Source organism: Curtobacterium sp. MCPF17_050, from assembly GCF_003224435.2.
Lineage (GTDB): Bacteria > Actinomycetota > Actinomycetes > Actinomycetales > Microbacteriaceae > Curtobacterium.
Window position 1 is genome coordinate 1,736,843 of record NZ_CP126250.1, and the last position, 16,017, is coordinate 1,752,859.

Consider the following 16,017-nt stretch of genomic DNA (forward strand, 5'->3'; position numbering starts at 1 on the left):
CCCTCCAACCCGAAAGGACCGATCATGGCCGGACTCTCCCTCAGCAAGGGCGGCAACCTCTCCCTCACCAAGACGAGCCCGGGACTCACCGTCGCCACCGTCGGCCTCGGCTGGGACCCGCGCACCACCGCCGGCGAGGCCTTCGACCTCGACGCCTCGGCACTGCTCGTCGGCGCCGACGGCAAGGTGCGCTCGGACGCCGACTTCATCTTCTACAACCAGCCGCGCAGCGCGGACGGTTCCGTCGAGCACAAGGGCGACAACCGCACCGGCCAGGGCGACGGTGACGACGAGCAGATCGTCATCGACCTGCAGAGCCTGCCGGCTGACATCGACCGCGTGGTCGTCGTGGTGTCGATCGACCAGGGTGAGGCCCGCCGCCAGAACTTCGGACAGGTGCGCAGCGCGTACTCACGGGTGCTCGACCAGGACGGCACGGAGATCGTGCGCTTCGACCTGTCCGAGGACGCCGCTCCGGAGACCGCGATGATCTTCTCGGAGATCTACCGCAACGGCGCCGAGTGGAAGTTCCGTGCGGTCGGCCAGGGCTACCAGTCCGGGCTCGCCGGCGTCGCGACCGACTTCGGCGTCAACCTCAGCTGACCCGCCGGGCCACCACCCTGGCCCGCTCCGCACCACCCCGTCCTCCCACCACGTCACAGGAGACCACCGATGCCCGGACCGCTCGCTCCGCCGGAGCCCACCGACCCGTCCCAGGACGCACTCGTCCTCCGCGCTGCCGACGCCGCCGAGGTCGTCACGCCGGACGACGCCCCGGGGATGGTGCCGGTGGACGCCGGTCGTCAGGCGCAGATCGCGGCCCAGGCCCGTGAGTTCGTGGACGAGGTCGCGGGCCTCGACCCGCGGTCGCCGGCGTTCACCGAGAAGGTCGACGGCATCAACGCCATCGCGAGCTCGGAGATCGCCCGGTCGGGCGGCTTCTCGTCCCGCATGCTGGAGCGCTCGCAGTCCTCGGTGGCGGGCGCCAAGCGCACCGGCGACGGCGCCCAGGTGAAGGTCGCGACGACCCTCGGTGACCTGCGCTCCACCGTCGAGGACCTCACGCCGAACCAGGCCGACCTCAGCACGGGCCGGAAGATCCTCGGCATGATCCCCGGCGGCAACAAGCTGGCGAAGTACTTCCAGCGCTACGAGTCGGCGCAGACCCAGCTCGACAAGATCATCAAGTCGCTCATGGCGGGGCAGGACGAACTCCGCAAGGACAACGCGACCCTCGCTGATGAGAAGGTCCAGCTGTGGGAGACCATGCAGCAGCTGAGCGAGTACGCCGTGTTCGCGAAGGCCCTCGACGCGGCCACCGTGTCGAAGATCGAGAGCCTGCGGAACGGCGGTCGGGTCGACGAGGCGCAGAAGCTCGAGTCCGACGTGCTCTTCCCCGTGCGCCAGCGGCACCAGGACATCCTGACGCAGCTCGCCGTGTCCGTACAGGGCTATTTGGCGATGGACCTCGTGCGGAAGAACAACACGGAACTCATCAAGGGCGTCGAGCGCGCCCGCACCACGACCATCGCGGCGCTCCGCACGGCCGTCGTCGTGGCGCAGGCCCTCGCGAACCAGAAGATGGTGCTCGACCAGATCGACGCGGTGAACAACACCACGAACGCGATGATCCTGCAGACCAGCGAGATGCTCCGTGACCAGACCACGCGGATCCACGAGCAGGCGACGAACTCCGGTGTGAGCGTCGAGACGCTGCAGAAGGCGTTCGACAACGTGTTCCAGACCATGGACGCGATCGACTCGTTCCGCTCGCAGGCCGCGCAGAACATGTCGTCGACGGTCTCGGCGCTCGAGTCGGGCATCCAGCGCGCGAAGCCGTACCTGGAGCGGGCCCGCCAGGGCGACGACGACCAGCGATCGGTCACGCGATGACGACCGCGGTCGACTCCCGTGCGTGACCGTCTCCGCGCACTGTTCGGCCGCGACGACGACGACCCGGACCGCCGTGTCGCCGACCCCGATGCCGAGACACCCGCGTCGGCGGCGGCCGCTGCTGCCGCACGCATCGACGTCCGCGGGTCGGGTGGGGCCGCCGACGACGCGACCGCGGCTGCCGGCCTCGACGACCTCCGTGCCTTCGTGCGCGCCGCCGGGGCCGACCTCCCGACCGTCGTGTCCTCGCGGGTGCGCCACGTGGAGGACCTGCTGCGCGACGCCGCCGGCACCGTGATCGCCCGGGGCGCGTCGACGGAGCAGCGGTACCTGTTCCAGGCCGTCGTCGACGACTACCTGCCCACGCCCGTCCGCACGTACCGGTCCCTGCCCCCGTCGGACCGCACCCCGGACAGCACCGCCACGGCGACCCTCGCCGGCCAACTCGACGTCGTCGCGGAGACGGTGGAGGACATGCACGAACAGATCAGGAGCGGCGCGATCGCCGAGCTCTCCTCGCACGGCCGGTTCCTCCGGGACCGCCTCGGTGACGGTGACGAGGGTCTGCGTCTGCGTGGAGCGGACTCGTGAGCGGGCGGCTCGTCCCGGGAGCGAACGCCGCCGTCACGGCTGAGAACCCCGGGCTCACGGCCGTGGTCGTCGGCATCTCGTGGGACCAGATCGCGAGCCGCGGCCCGTCCGCGGAACTCGTCCCGGTCGCGATCGTGTGCGGGCCCGACGGACGGGTGCTGTCGGACGACGACCTGGTGTTCTTCAACCAGCTCGAGAACGCGGACGCCTCGGTGCGGTACCTCGACGAGTCCGACCAGGAGGAGATCGACGTCGACCTCGCCTCGGTCCCGGACACGGTCGACAAGATCGTCTTCGCGGTCTACCTCGACCCGGACCCGCGGTCACCGAAGGACCTCGGCTCGGTGCGCTCGATGTCCGTCCGGGTGAGCACACCGGACGGTCGGGAACTCCTCGTCTTCCCGCTGCCGTCCGAACGCAACCACATGATCGACGCGGTCATCCTCGGCGAGCTGTACCGCCACCGGTCGGAGTGGAAGTTCCGCGCCGTCGGCCAGGGGTACACGACGGGGCTGACGGGGCTGCGCGCCGACCACGGCATCGGCCGCTCCCGATGACGGCAGGGCACCCGTTCCTCCGCCGGCGCGTCCGTCCCACCCCGCCCGGCCAGGAGGCCCGTCCCGGCGCCGCAACGCCTGGTGCGTCGCATGCGTCGCCCGCTCTCGGCACCGCGGGCACCGGCTCTCCCGTCGGACGGCCGCCGGCCCCGCCGCCACACGTGTCCCCGGCGTCGAGCGGGCAGTCGCAGGCGAGCGGTTCCGGTTCCGGGCTCAGCCTGTCCTTCGGCCGACCGGCACCGACGTCCGGTGGGGGGCACGCGGCTTCCGCCCCGCCGACGACCGGCCACTCGGTCCCCGGTTCGGCGACGACGGCCGCCCCGTCGACCCGCTCCACGCACGCCTCCACCCCGGTGTCCGGTACGACCCGCTCGGACCGTGTCGCCCGTCGCCTGGCCGAGCGCGCCTCCCGGATCCGTCCCTTCCCGGCACCGGACCCCCGTGACGTCCGCGTCCTCGGACCGGACGAGCCCGTCGCCCGCATCGACCGTCGTCGGTCCGCCGTGGGGGCGCTGCGCATCACCGGGTCCACGAGCGTCGCCTGGGAGTCCGTCGACCGCGTCGTCGGCGCCACCACGGTGGACGGCGCCACCGCCGGACGGGCTGTGCAGACGTCCGGCAACCGACCGCTCGTCGGGTACGACGGGCGCGACGTCCTCGTCTCCCTCCGGCACGTCCGCGATCTCCGGCGTGCCCTCGTGATGTGCCGGGGGCAGGAGCGTCTCGTCGTGGCCCTGCACGACGGCACGACCCTGGCCGTCGACCCCGGCGACGCGGACACCACGGTGATCCTGGCGCTCTCCGTCATCGACGGTGAACTCGAGCTCCGCGCCGAGCCGTTCCCCCGGGCGTCCCACGACGGGGACGTCTTCGCCGCGTTCGGGTTCGTCCTGTCCGCCCCGACAGTCGGAGTCTGATCCGTGCGCCACTTCGCCGCCGTTCCCGGCCAGGAACAGCTGTTCCTCCGCCCGCCCGAGGACGTCACCCGGGACAGCGACCAGGACCTCCGCGCGGTGGCCCTCGGTGCGACGCTGTACACGCCGGGGATCCGCCCCGACCTCGTCCGCGACGTCCGCCGGCAGACCGAGCTCGGTGCCGGGTCGATCGTGCTCTGCCTCGAGGACTCCGTCGGCGACGACGACCTGCCGCGCGCCGAGGCGAACGTGGAGGCGGCACTCCGGACCCTGACCGAGGACGCCGACCCGGCCACGCTGCCGCAGCTGTTCCTGCGCGTCCGGACACCCGAACACCTCACCCGGCTCGTGGACCGGCTCGGCCACCGTGCGCTCGACATGCTCAGCGGCATCGTCCTGCCGAAGTTCGAGAACAGCGACGGCGTCGGAGCCCGGTGGTTCGACGTGCTCGACGCCGCGAACGCCGGGCGCGGGTCCGACCGTCGGTTGCTCGTCATGCCGATCCTGGAGTCGCCGGCGATCATGCACCGCGAGTCCCGGACGGACGCCCTCGCCGACGTGCACGACCTCCTGCTCGCCCGCCGCCGGGACGTGCTCGCCGTGCGCATCGGCGCCACCGACCTGTCGAGCGTGTACGGCCTCCGGCGCCCCTCGCACCTGACCGTGTACGACGTGCAGGTGCTCGCGTCCGTGATCGGCGACGTGGTGAACGTCCTCGGCCGCGCACGGGACGGCTTCGTCGTCGCCGGGCCGGTGTGGGAGCACTACCCGGACTCCGACCGCGTGTTCCGCACGCAGCTCCGGGCGTCGCCGTTCCAGGAGGCCGGCGACCTGGCGCTCCGCCGGCAGCTGCTCCTCGAGGGGTTCGACGGGCTCCTCCGCGAGGTCACCCTCGACCAGGCGAACGGTCTCACCGGCAAGACCGTCATCCACCCGCGGCACGTGCCGCTCGTGCACGCCATGTCGGTGGTCAGCGACGAGGAGTTCTCCGACGCATCGGACGTGCTCGCGAACGCCTCGGGCGGGGTCGCCGCGTCGCGGTACGGCAACAAGATGAACGAGATGAAGCCGCACCACGCCTGGGCGGAACGCACCATGCTGCGGGCCCGGGCGTTCGGTGTGACCACCCCGGACGTGACCTACGTCGACCTGCTCGAGCGGAGCCTCCCGTGACCACGACCACGCTGCCGACCCCCGCCGACCTCGGTGTCGAGCTCGTCGACGACCGGACGGCCCCGGGCGACACGACCGTCCCGCTGTCGTCGCTCGTGCGGCTCGCGCTCCGCCGCAACCCGAAGCGGGCGCACCTGCTCGTCTCGACGGTGCTCGCGAAGCACGTCCCGACGGTGCCGGCGGTCGCGCTCCTGGCCGGCGAGGCGCTCGGCGCACGCGTGGCCGACGTGCTCGACGGCGGCGCGCGCTTCGACGCCGGCGCCGCGGGCCGCTTCCGCGCGGTGCTCGACGCGCAGGCCTCGGCGGGCGACGCCGCAGCACACGACGCGCTCCACCGGACCGCGACGACGCTGCGGACGGACCTCGCGGCCTCCCGTCCGGCCCACCCCGAGGCCCTGGTCCTCGGCTTCGCGGAGACCGCGACCGCGCTCGGCGCCATGGTCGCCGAGTCGCTCGGTGCCGCGACCCTGCACTCCACCCGACACGAGCTCCCCGGTGTGGCCGCGGCAGCGGGCTTCGACGAGGCGCACTCGCACGCCACCGCGCACCGGCTGCTCCCGGCGCACGACGACTGGTTGCCGACCGACGGCACGGTCGTCCTCGTCGACGACGAGCTCAGCACGGGTGCGACGGCGCGCGCCACCATCCGCGCCCTGCACGCCCTCGCACCGCAGCGGCAGTGGGTGGTGGCCGCACTCGTCGACCTCCGCTCCGACGCCGACGTCGCCGCGACCGAGGCCCTCGCCGTCGAACTCGGGGCCCCCGTGGCCGTGGTCGCGCTCGGTCGCGGGCACGTGACGCTCCCCGCGGACCTCCCCGCGACGGCCGCGGAGGTCGTCGCGGCCCGCGCCACCCCGCTCGGCGCACCCGGTCCGCTCGACGCCGGCAGCCCGGAGGGCCACGACGTCGCGCCGGACGGCGGCGGGACCGCGGACGGGAGGCCCGTCCCGGACCCGGCACGCGCCTCCCGTCCCGACGCGGTCACCGTGGTGACCGCCGCACCCACCGCGGTCGACCGGACCGGCACGCCCGCGTCCCGCGTCCGCACCCCGCGCACCGACGTCGAGGGCACCGCCGCCGATCTCGCGACCGTCCTCGGCGAGGCGCCGGGCCGGGTCCTCGTGCTCGGCACCGAGGAGCACATGGCGACCCCGCTCGCGGTGGCCGATGCCCTCCGCCGTCGGACGGGTGCCGACGTCCTGTCCTCCACGAGCACCCGCTCCCCCGTCGCCGTCCTCGACGACCCCGCGTGGCCCATCCGGTCCGGGATCCGCCACCGCTCGCACGACGACACCGTCGACGGTCCCGGTGAGCGCTGTGCGTACAACGTGCGCGGGTTCGACGCGGTCGTCGTGGTGCCGGAGCCGGGCACCGACCCGGCCCGGTTGGAGGGTCCGGACGGGCTGCTCCCGGCCCTCGCCGCCGTGACCCGCCGCGTCGTGCTCGTGACGAGCGCGCTCGCGGACGCCGACGACCGAGCGCAGCGCGACGGTGGGACACCTCCCCGCCCGCTCACCGGGCCGTCCTTCGGCTCCTACGAGCCCGACGACGTCACCTGGCTGCTGCAGGACCTGGCGGACGCCGCCCTCGAGGCGGACACCGCCGACCGGGAGCGTGCGATCCAGCTCGAGGGCGCGAACTACGCCGAGTCGTTGCCGGTCGAGTACGTGCCGACCGAGGCGTACGAGGAGCTGTACCGCGACGCCCTCGACCGCTCGGCCGACCGCATCGCGGAAGCGGTCGGCATCGTCACCGACCTCGTGCTCCGCGACCGGCCGCACGCCGTGCTCGTGTCCCTCGCGCGCGCCGGCACCCCGGTCGGGATCCTCATGCGCCGGTGGGCCGCAGAACAGCGCGGTGTCCGGCTCCAGCACTACACGGCGAGCATCGTCCGCGGGGTCGGCATCGACGAGACCGCGCTCCGCTGGCTCGCGGCGCACCACGACCCGGCGCAGGTCGTCTTCGTCGACGGGTGGACCGGGAAGGGCGCCATCACGCGCGAACTCACGGACGCGCTCGACCGGTTCGCGGCGACCGACGGCGTGCAGTTCGGCGACGAGCTGGCCGTCCTCGCCGACCCGGCCGGGTGCACCCCGCTGCACGGGACCCGTGACGACTACCTCGTGCCCTCCGCGTGTCTCAACTCGACGGTCTCCGGACTGGTGTCCCGGACCGTGTTCAACCGGTCCTGGACGCCCGAGGGGACGCTGCACGGTGCGAAGCAGTACCGCGAGCTCGCCGGCCGTGACCGTTCCCGGTCCTTCGTCGCGACGATCGCCGCCCGGTTCGCGGCGGTCCGCTCCCGGGTGGACGCGGCCGTGGCCGCGGACGGCGGACCGACGACCCGTGCCGTCGACTGGCGCGGCATGCGGACGGTCGAGGCGATCGGCGCCGAGTACGGCATCGAGGACCTGCACCTCGTCAAGCCCGGCGTCGGCGAGACCACCCGCGTCCTGCTCCGGCGGGTGCCGTGGCAGGTGCTCGTGCGCGATCCCGACGACGTCGACATCGCGCACGTCGTCGCCCTCGCCCGGGAGCGCGGCGTCCCGGTCGTGACCCGGCCCGACCTGTCCTACAGCTGCGTCGGGCTCATCCACCCGCTCGGCAGCCGCGTGACCGGGTCCGCCGCCACGACCGCGGGAGCCGACGCATGACCGCCCTCGTCGGGTTCGACCTCGACCGCACCGTGGTCTACTCGTCCGCCGCGCTGATGCTCGACGGTCCGGACGAGGCGGCACCCTCCCTCATCGTCACCGAGGTGTACCAGGGCCTGCCGCTGTCCTTCATGACCCGCGCGGCGGAGCGTGCCCTGGCGGACCTCGCCGCAGCCGCCGTCGTCGTGCCGGTGACCACCCGGACGGTCGCACAGTACCGGCGGATCCGCCTGCCGCTGCCGCCCACGGGCTGGGCGGTGACCACGAACGGTGCGGTCGTCCTGCACGACGGCGAGCCGGACCCGGCGTGGACCGAGACGCTCCGCGAGGAGATGGCAGCGACGTCGGCGCCGCTGCCGGAGGTCGAGCAGCGCCTCGCGACCGATCTGCCGACCGGGGCGGTCCTCCGCACCCGTCGCGCCGAGGACGTGTTCGTGTACGCCATCGTCGAGCGCTCGGAGCTGCCGGACGCGGCGGTCGAGTCGTTCGCCGCCGACCTCGCCGGGCTGGGCTGGCGGGTGTCCGTGCAGGGCCGGAAGCTCTACGCGGTCCCGGCGCCGATCCGGAAGGAACGAGCCCTGGCGGCCGTCGCCGAGCGGATCGGTGCGACCCGGACCGTCGCCGCCGGGGACTCGCTGCTCGACCGGGAGATGCTCGCCTGGGCGGACGTCGCGATCCGCCCCGCACACGGCGAACTGCACGCCGTCGGTTGGTCGGCTCCGAACCTCGTCGTCACCGCGGCGCAGGGGGTGCTCGCGGGCGAGGAGCTCATCGGGCTCGCGGCTGCGGCGGTGGCGGACGTGCCGGCGTCCGTCTGAGGCCGCGTCCGTCCGCGTCCGCCTCTGCTGCGTCAGCCCCTGCTGTGTCCGCCCCGGACGACGAACGGGCGGCCCTCCCTGAGGAGGACCGCCCGTCCGGCGCTGGGAGGCTGCTTACTTGCTGAAGCCCTTGAAGCGCTGGTTGAACTTCTCGACGCGGCCGGCCGAGTCGAGGATGCGCTGCTTGCCCGTGTAGAACGGGTGCGAAGCGGACGAGATCTCGACGTCGATGACCGGGTAGGTCGCACCGTCGAGCTCGATGGTCTTGTCGCTGTTCGCGGTCGAACGCGTCAGGAACGTCTCACCGGAAGCCAGGTCACGGAAGACGATGGCGCGGTACTCGGGGTGGGTGTCGGTCTTCATGGGGATTCCTCGGTGGATCGCGATGACGGAAGATGGGAAGTCGTTGGCGGACGCCAGCCGTCCACGTTACCAGAACGCGGGACGGATCGGGAGCGCCGCCGTCGGGTGTGTCAGACCGCGCGGGCGGTCCAGCGCCCGGCGTCCTTCGAGACGGTGAGCTCGACGCCGAACGCGGTGGTCAGCGTCTCGGCGGTCAGGACCTCGTCGATCGGGCCCGCGGCCTGCACGCGACCGTCCGACAGGACCAGGGCGTGCGTGAAGCCCGCCGGGATCTCCTCGACGTGGTGGGTGACGATGACGATCGCCGGGGAGTCCTCGCTCTGCGCGTAGCCGCCGAGGGTGCGCACGAGGCTCTCGCGGGCCCCGAGGTCGAGCGAGGCGGCCGGCTCGTCGAGGAACAGCACCTCGGGATCGGTCATCACGGCGCGGGCGATCTGCACCCGCTTCTGCTCGCCGTCGCTCAGCTCGCCGAAGGTCCGGTCGGTGAAGGCGCCGAGGCCCCACTCCTCGAGCACGCGCTGCGCACGACGGACGTCGAGCTCCTCGTACTCCTCGTTCCAGCGGCCCGTGACCGAGTACGCGGCGGTGAGCACGACGTCGATGACCTTCTCGGTCACCGGGATCCGGCGCGCCAGGGCGGTCGACGCGAAGCCGATCCGCGGGCGGAGGTCGAACAGGTCGGCGCCGCCGAGCTCGGTGCCGAGGACCTCGACGTCACCCGACGTCGGGAAGGTCTGCGCGCCGGCGACCTGCAGCAGCGTGGTCTTGCCGGCACCGTTCGCACCGAGCACCACCCAGCGCTCGTCGTCCCGCACCTCCCACGAGATCCCGTCGAGGATGGTGGCCCCGTTGCGGACCACGGAGACGTCTGACAAGCGCACGACCGAGGGCATGCACCCAGCCTACGCGAGCGGGCTCCGCTCCCCCGTCAGCGCCGCGCTCGACGGGCAGGAGCCGCGACGGACGGGAGGCCCGGTGCCGGTCACGGGGACCGGCACCGGGCCTCCAGGCCGGCGCGTCAGCGACCGGCGAGGACCTGGTCGTAGACCGCGCGCGTCTTCGTGGCGATGGCGCCCCAGGTGAACTCGCTCTCGACCCGCAGGCGACCGGCGCGGCCCATGAGCTTCGCGAGCCCGAGGTCGCCGAGCACCTCGTTGAGGGTCGCGGCGAGGTCGGCGACGTACCGATCCGGGTCGGTCGGGGTGCCGGTGCCGTCGGTCGCCTGGTCGATCGGCACGATCCGACCGGTCAGCCCGTCGGCGACGACCTCGGGGATCCCGCCGGTCTTCGTGCCGACGACGGGGATGCCGCATGCCATGGCCTCGAGGTTGACGATCCCGAGCGGTTCGTAGATCGACGGGCAGACGAACACCGTCGCGCTCGACAGCACGTGCACGATCTCGCGGTGCTCGAGCATCCGGTCGATCCAGACGACGCCGCTGCGACGGGTCCGGAGGTCCTCGACGAGTCCGGTGACCTCGGCGAGGATCTCGGGTGTGTCGGGCGCGCCGGCACAGAGCACGACCTGGACGTCCTCGGGCAGCGAGGCCACCGCGCGGAGCAGGTACGGCAGGCCCTTCTGCCGGGTGATGCGGCCGACGAAGACGACGCTCGGGCGGTCCGGGTCGATGCCGAGCGCGCGGACGGCGTCGTCGTCGCGTTCGGGCTTCCAGTCGTCGATGTCGATGCCGTTGTAGACGACCTTGACGCGGTCCGGGTCGATCGACGGGTACGAGCGGAGGATGTCCGCGCGCATCGCCTTCGACACCGCGACGACGCCGTCGGCGTTCGTGAACGCCTCGCGCTCCATCCAGCTCGACAGGCGGTACCCGCCGCCGAGCTGCTCGGCCTTCCACGGTCGGAGCGGCTCCAGGCTGTGCGCGGTCACGACGTGCGGGATGCCGTGCGTCAACTGCGCCAACCGGCCCGCGGAGTTCGCGTACCAGGTGTGGGAGTGCACGAGGTCGGCACCCTCGACGTCCGCCGCGATCTGCACGTCGGTGCCGAGCGCCTGGAGCGCGCCGTTCGCCTGTTCGAGCCCTGCAGGGGTGCGGTACGCCCACACGCCCTCCTCGTCGCGGAACCCGCCGAACGCCCGGACACGGACGTCGGTGTCCGTCCCGGACCGCAGCGCCGCGGTCAGCTGGGCAACGTGGACACCGGCTCCGCCGTACACCTCTGGCGGATACTCCCTGGTCAGTAGATCGACTCGCACGCGTTCACGGTAACGGTTTCCCAGTGCTGACGCCTACTGTGAACGACATGGCAACGAAGAAGGTATTCGGCATCGTCCTCGCCGGTGGCGAGGGCAAACGACTCATGCCGCTCACCGCGGACCGTGCGAAGCCGGCCGTGCCGTTCGGTGGGAACTTCCGCCTCGTGGACTTCGCGCTGTCGAACCTGGTCAACTCCGGGCTCCAGCGCATCGTCGTCCTGACGCAGTACAAGTCGCACTCACTGGACCGGCACGTCTCGCAGACCTGGCGCATGGAGGGGCTGCTCGGCTCCTACGTGGCCTCGGTCCCCGCGCAGCAGCGGCTCGGCAAGCGCTGGTTCGCCGGCTCGGCCGACGCGATCCTGCAGTCCCTCAACCTGATGCGCGACGAGCGGCCCGACATCGTCGTCGTGGTCGGCGCCGACCACGTGTACCGGATGGACTTCTCACAGATGGTGGAGGCCCACATCGCCTCCGGTCGCAGCGCCACCGTCGCCGCGATCCGGCAGCCGATCGAGCTCGCCGACCAGTTCGGCGTCATCAAGGTCGACGACGCGGACCCGACCCGCATCGAGGCCTTCCTCGAGAAGCCGAAGGACGCCACCGGCCTGCCGGACTCCCCGGGCGAGGTGCTCGCGTCGATGGGCAACTACGTGTTCGACGCCGACGCCCTCGTCGACGCGGTCCTGCGGGACGGCCAGATCGAGACGTCGAACCACGACATGGGTGGCGACATCATCCCGGACTTCGTCGCGCGCGGCGACGCCGGCGTCTACGACCTGCAGCGCAACGAGGTGCCCGGGTCGAACGATCGCGACAAGTACTACTGGCGGGACGTGGGCACGATCGACTCGTTCTTCGACGCGCACATGGACCTCATCGCACCCGTGCCCGTCTTCAACCTGTACAACCAGGACTGGCCGATCTTCAACCAGCAGACGAACCTGCCCCCGGCCAAGTTCGTGCGCGACGCGAACGGCAACACCGGCGCGACGGTCGACTCGATCGTCTCCCTCGGGTGCCTGCTCTCCGGCGCCCAGGTCGAACGCAGCGTCATCGGCCCGTGGGCGACCATCGACTCGCAGGCGCGGGTCCTCGACTCGATCGTCTTCGAACGGGCGACCATCGGGGCGGGTGCCGTGGTGAACCGCGCGATCCTCGACAAGGACGTCGTCCTCGCCCCCGGTGCCTCGGTTGGTCTCGACCGCGAGGCCGACGAGGCCCGCGGGTTCACCGTGACCGACTCCGGGATCACCGTCGTCGGCAAGGGCGTCCGCGTCGAGGCCTGAGCCACCGTCCGACCCGACGAGGACCCCGTCGCCCGCTCCGGGTGGCGGGGTCCTCGTCGTCGGCCGTGACGCCGGCCACCGTCACACGACCGGGCGTCCCGGTAGCGTGGTCGGGTGCCGCGCTTCCTCGTCGTCCTCGATGCCGACTCCACCCTGCTCGAGGACGAGGTCATCGAACTCCTCGCCGACGCCGCCGGGACCCGGCCACGTGTCCAGGCTGTCACGGAGCGGGCCATGCGCGGCGAGATCGACTTCGCGGCGAGCCTCCGGGAGCGGGTCGCGACGCTGGCGGGCCTCCCGGTCGGGGTGTTCGCCGAGGCGCAGCAGGCCGTCCGGGTCACGGACGGTGCGCGCGAGCTCGTCGAGGGCGTCCACGCCGCCGGTGGGACGGTCGGCGTCGTGTCGGGCGGGTTCCACGAGGTCCTCGACCCGTTCGCCGACGCACTCGGGCTGGACCACTGCCGGGCGAACCGCCTCGAGGTGCGCGACGGCGTGCTGACCGGCCAGGTGCTCGGGGCCGTCGTCGACGCACGGGCGAAGGCGGACTCGCTGCTCGCCTGGGGCGCGGCGGACGGGGTCGACCCGGCACGCACGGTGGCGGTGGGCGACGGCGCGAACGACCTCGGGATGATGGCCGTCGCGGGGCTCGCCGTCGCGTTCGACGCGAAGCCCCGGGTCCGCGCCGAGGCCGACGTGGCCGTGGTCGACCGCGACCTGTCAGTCGTCCTCGCGGCGCTCGGCCTGCGCGGCTGAGGCCAGCCACCGGGGCGTCGCCGCGCGGCGCGCTGCCTGCGCCGACCACCGGTCAGCCGGACGGGCGGCCACAGGCGCTGCCCGGGATGGACCCGGAGCCGCAGCCAGGGACGGACCCGGAGGCGCAGCCCGTCAGTGGCCCATGCCGAGGCCGCCGTCGACCGGGATGACCGCGCCCGAGATGTAGCCGGCACCGTCGCCGGCCAGGAACAGCGTCGCGTCCGCGACGTCGTCCACGCTGCCGTAGCGCGCGGCCGGGATCGCCTTCTTGAACTCGGCCTGCAGCTCCTCCGAGAGGGCAGCGGTCATGTCCGTCTGGATGAACCCGGGAGCGACGACGTTCGCGGTGATGCCGCGTGACCCGAGCTCGCGCGTGATGGAGCGGGCCATGCCGACCAGGGCGGCCTTCGACGACGCGTAGTTGACCTGCCCGATCTGACCGTAGGCGCCGACGACGCTCGACATGAGGACGATCCGGCCGAACTTCGCCTTCATCATCCCCTTCGTCGCGCGCTTGACCACGCGGAAGGTCCCGGTGAGGTTCGTGTCGACCACGCTCGTGAAGTCCTCCTCCGACATGCGGAGCAGGAGCTGGTCGTTCGTGATGCCGGCGTTCGCGACGAGCACCTCGACCGGGCCGAGCGCGGCCTCGACCTCGGTGAAGGCCCGGTCGACCGATGCGGTGTCGGTGATGTCCGCCTGCACGGTGAGCGCACCCTCGGGGCCGCCCTGGCCGTTCCGCGACGTGACCGCGACGCGGTGCCCCGCGGCGACGAACCGGACCGCGAGCGCGTGGCCGATGCCGCGGTTGCCGCCGGTGATGAGGACGGTACGGGGGGTGGTCATGGGCGCTCCGTTCGCTGGTGGTCGATGGCGGTCGCGGACGCCGGGCCCGGACACGCCCGCACGAGCCTAGCGGTGCGCTCCGGGCGAACGGCCGGTCCCCGCACGGGCCCGCCGTTGTCGTACCCCGGGCGTAAACTGGAGGCCGGCAGACGGAGACCCCACCGCATGAACCGCAAGACGCAGAGCACGCAGCGCATCCAGCTCCAGCGCACGACCCCGGAGCACGTCACCGCGCGCCCGACGGCCGCGCAGAACGTCACGACCCTCCCCGACAACCCGGAGATCGACCGCGCCCACCGGCTCTCCCGCTACGTCTGGCAGATGGCGTTCCGCGTCGTCTGCTTCGTGGCGGCGGTGCTCATCTGGAGCGCCTGGCACAGCTGGATCGCGGTCGTGCCCATCGTCGCGGCAGCGATCGTGCCCTGGGTGGCCGTCGTCCTCGCGAACGCCGGCAACCGGACCGGCGGCGACGTCGTCCGCCCCGGCGGAGCGGTCGAGCTGTACGCCGCTGACACCCGCCTCCGCGACGAGCAGGAAGAAGCCCGCGCCCAGGCGTACCGTTCCGAGCAGGAGCGGCTCCGCGACGCCGCGCAGCGCGCGCAGGAGGACTGGCAGCGCAACGGCGACCGGTCACGGGTGTGGCCGACGCGCAACGGCGGCCGCCGCTGATGGGAGCGACGTTCGACCTGTTCACCGAGCCCGGGGCGACGCCGGTCTGCTCGCGGGCCGGGTGCTCGTCGACGGCGGCCTGGCGTGTGAACTGGCGCAACCCGCGCATCCACGCTGCCGACCGGGTGAAGATCTGGGCGGCGTGTGACGAACACCGCGGCTTCCTCGCGGACTACCTCCGGTCCCGGTCCTTCCCCGTGCGGGTGACCGGCATCGACGAGGACGTGGACGACCTCGACGACACCGCGGCCCGCGCCGCGGGTGACGGGCGATGACGGACGGCTTCGACCCCGGATCCCGGTACGGTCGCCGCCATGCAGAGCGGCTCCGCCGGGCCGCCGCGCGTCCCGCCGCGGACACGGACGACCACAGCGACGACACCGGGACACCGGGCGAGCCGTTCGTCGGGTGGCGCTTCGTCCGGAGCCGCCGGTGGCTCGGGTACTTCGCGATCGCCGTCGCCTTCGCGGTCGTGTGCGCCCTGTTCGGCATGTGGCAGTGGGACCGTCGGAACGAGGCGGTCCGACAGAACGCCCAGATCGCCGCGAACTACGACCACGCTCCGGTCCCCCTCGACGACGTCCTCCCCCGCGCCGACACGTGGCGCGAGGACCTCACCTGGCTCCGGGTCAGCGTCACCGGCCGGTACGACACCGACCACCAGATGCTCGTCCGGAACCGGGTGCACAACGGTCAGCCCGGGTTCGAGGTGCTCACCCCGCTCGTCACCGCCGACGGCCGGGCGTTCGTCGTGGACCGCGGCTGGGTGCCGACGGGGAACCGCCAGGACAGCCCGGACGACGTTCCCGCTCCGCCGAGCGGGACCGTGAGCGTCGTCGTGCGGTTGCAGGAGTCCGAGCCACGCATCCCCGGCCGCAGCGACCCGGCTGGCTCCGACCAGGTGCAGTCGGTCACGCTCGCCGACGTCGCGGACAAGGCGGGACACCCCATCTGGACCGGTGCCTACGGGCAGCTCGACAGCGAGTCCCCGGCGCCGGCCGAGGCCCGACCGCTCGGGTGGGAACGCCCGAGCGCCGACACCGGCCTGCACTTCAGCTACTTCATCCAGTGGTTCCTGTTCGCGGTCGGCGGGTTCGGCTTCCTCGGCTACGTCATGCTGCAGGAGTACCGGAACCTCAACCAGGACGACCCCGAGGAGCGGGAACGCGCGCTCGACCGGCAGCGTCGCAAGGAGACGAAGCCGAAGTCGGACGCCGAGATCGAGGACGAGCTCCTCGAGTCGCGGCGCTGAGCCGGCCGGTCACCGCGCTCGGCCGCGCAT

General features: G+C 72.8%; 17 protein-coding genes. 13 read left to right on the forward strand and 4 right to left on the reverse strand.

The annotated features are described in order from the left end of the window. Nucleotides 1–24 precede the first annotated feature (24 nt). The 8 genes from DEJ34_RS08305 (at nt 25) to DEJ34_RS08340 (ending at nt 8,600) form a co-directional block, all read left to right on the forward strand. Nucleotides 25–603, forward strand: coding sequence for a TerD family protein (locus tag DEJ34_RS08305; protein ID WP_110910848.1), 579 nt, complete (start codon nt 25–27; stop codon nt 601–603). 69 nt (nt 604–672) lie between these two features. Beyond that, nucleotides 673–1,893 carry a toxic anion resistance protein gene (locus tag DEJ34_RS08310; RefSeq protein WP_110824994.1) on the forward strand — a complete coding sequence of 407 codons (1,221 nt, stop codon included), beginning with the start codon at nt 673–675 and terminating at the stop codon, nt 1,891–1,893. An 18-nt stretch (nt 1,894–1,911) separates the two neighbouring features. Beyond that, nucleotides 1,912–2,484, forward strand: a complete 573-nt coding sequence (locus tag DEJ34_RS08315; protein WP_110900218.1) for a hypothetical protein — start codon at nt 1,912–1,914, stop codon at nt 2,482–2,484. Beyond that, nucleotides 2,481–3,041, forward strand: coding sequence for a TerD family protein (locus tag DEJ34_RS08320; RefSeq protein ID WP_110824996.1), 561 nt, complete (start codon nt 2,481–2,483; stop codon nt 3,039–3,041). Before DEJ34_RS08315 ends, DEJ34_RS08320 begins: the two co-directional genes overlap by 4 nt. A gap of 353 nt (nt 3,042–3,394) precedes the next feature. After that, complete coding sequence (locus tag DEJ34_RS08325) at nt 3,395–3,958, forward strand: hypothetical protein (RefSeq protein WP_146232853.1); 564 nt, start codon at nt 3,395–3,397, stop codon at nt 3,956–3,958. Between the two features lie 3 nt (nt 3,959–3,961). Further along, nucleotides 3,962–5,128 carry an HpcH/HpaI aldolase/citrate lyase family protein gene (locus DEJ34_RS08330; protein ID WP_110910846.1) on the forward strand — a complete coding sequence of 389 codons (1,167 nt, stop codon included), beginning with the start codon at nt 3,962–3,964 and terminating at the stop codon, nt 5,126–5,128. Then, nucleotides 5,125–7,782, forward strand: coding sequence for a phosphoribosyltransferase domain-containing protein (locus DEJ34_RS08335; RefSeq protein ID WP_181422203.1), 2,658 nt, complete (start codon nt 5,125–5,127; stop codon nt 7,780–7,782). Before DEJ34_RS08330 ends, DEJ34_RS08335 begins: the two co-directional genes overlap by 4 nt. Further along, on the forward strand, nt 7,779–8,600 hold the full coding sequence (locus tag DEJ34_RS08340) for an HAD family hydrolase (protein WP_110910844.1): 822 nt from the start codon (nt 7,779–7,781) through the stop codon (nt 8,598–8,600). Before DEJ34_RS08335 ends, DEJ34_RS08340 begins: the two co-directional genes overlap by 4 nt. Nucleotides 8,601–8,714: 114 nt before the next feature. Here DEJ34_RS08340 and DEJ34_RS08345 read toward each other — a convergent pair whose 3' ends face one another. From DEJ34_RS08345 to glgA, 3 genes are all read right to left on the reverse strand, one after another. Then, nucleotides 8,715–8,963, reverse strand: coding sequence for a type B 50S ribosomal protein L31 (locus DEJ34_RS08345; protein WP_017887280.1), 249 nt, complete (start codon nt 8,961–8,963; stop codon nt 8,715–8,717). Nucleotides 8,964–9,073: 110 nt separating this feature from the next. Further along, the gene (locus DEJ34_RS08350; protein ID WP_110910843.1) at nt 9,074–9,856 is read right to left on the reverse strand and encodes an ABC transporter ATP-binding protein; all 783 of its coding nucleotides are present in this window, start codon (nt 9,854–9,856) and stop codon (nt 9,074–9,076) included. Nucleotides 9,857–9,981: 125 nt separating this feature from the next. Beyond that, nucleotides 9,982–11,178, reverse strand: a complete 1,197-nt coding sequence (gene glgA, locus DEJ34_RS08355; RefSeq protein WP_110825002.1) for a glycogen synthase — start codon at nt 11,176–11,178, stop codon at nt 9,982–9,984. A gap of 47 nt (nt 11,179–11,225) precedes the next feature. Here glgA and glgC point away from each other — a divergent pair, with 47 nt between their 5' ends. Together glgC and serB are read left to right on the forward strand one after the other, a co-directional pair. Further along, entirely contained in the window at nt 11,226–12,467 is a 1,242-nt protein-coding gene (gene glgC, locus DEJ34_RS08360; RefSeq protein ID WP_110825003.1) for a glucose-1-phosphate adenylyltransferase, read from the forward strand. A 114-nt stretch (nt 12,468–12,581) separates the two neighbouring features. Then, nucleotides 12,582–13,220, forward strand: coding sequence for a phosphoserine phosphatase SerB (serB, locus tag DEJ34_RS08365; RefSeq protein ID WP_110825004.1), 639 nt, complete (start codon nt 12,582–12,584; stop codon nt 13,218–13,220). 132 nt (nt 13,221–13,352) lie between these two features. On the opposite strand, the gene fabG is transcribed toward serB, so the two are convergent. Then, on the reverse strand, nt 13,353–14,066 hold the full coding sequence (gene fabG, locus DEJ34_RS08370; protein WP_110825005.1) for a 3-oxoacyl-ACP reductase FabG: 714 nt from the start codon (nt 14,064–14,066) through the stop codon (nt 13,353–13,355). Between the two features lie 165 nt (nt 14,067–14,231). On the opposite strand from fabG, the gene DEJ34_RS08375 reads away from it, so the two are divergent. The 3 genes from DEJ34_RS08375 to DEJ34_RS08385 are packed head-to-tail and all read left to right on the forward strand — an operon-like array spanning nt 14,232 to nt 15,987. Further along, on the forward strand, nt 14,232–14,735 hold the full coding sequence (locus DEJ34_RS08375; RefSeq protein ID WP_110891510.1) for a DUF3099 domain-containing protein: 504 nt from the start codon (nt 14,232–14,234) through the stop codon (nt 14,733–14,735). Further along, nucleotides 14,735–15,010 carry a hypothetical protein gene (locus DEJ34_RS08380; RefSeq protein ID WP_110825213.1) on the forward strand — a complete coding sequence of 92 codons (276 nt, stop codon included), beginning with the start codon at nt 14,735–14,737 and terminating at the stop codon, nt 15,008–15,010. Before DEJ34_RS08375 ends, DEJ34_RS08380 begins: the two co-directional genes overlap by 1 nt. After that, complete coding sequence (locus tag DEJ34_RS08385; protein ID WP_110910842.1) at nt 15,007–15,987, forward strand: SURF1 family cytochrome oxidase biogenesis protein; 981 nt, start codon at nt 15,007–15,009, stop codon at nt 15,985–15,987. Before DEJ34_RS08380 ends, DEJ34_RS08385 begins: the two co-directional genes overlap by 4 nt. Nucleotides 15,988–16,017: the final 30 nt, after the last annotated feature.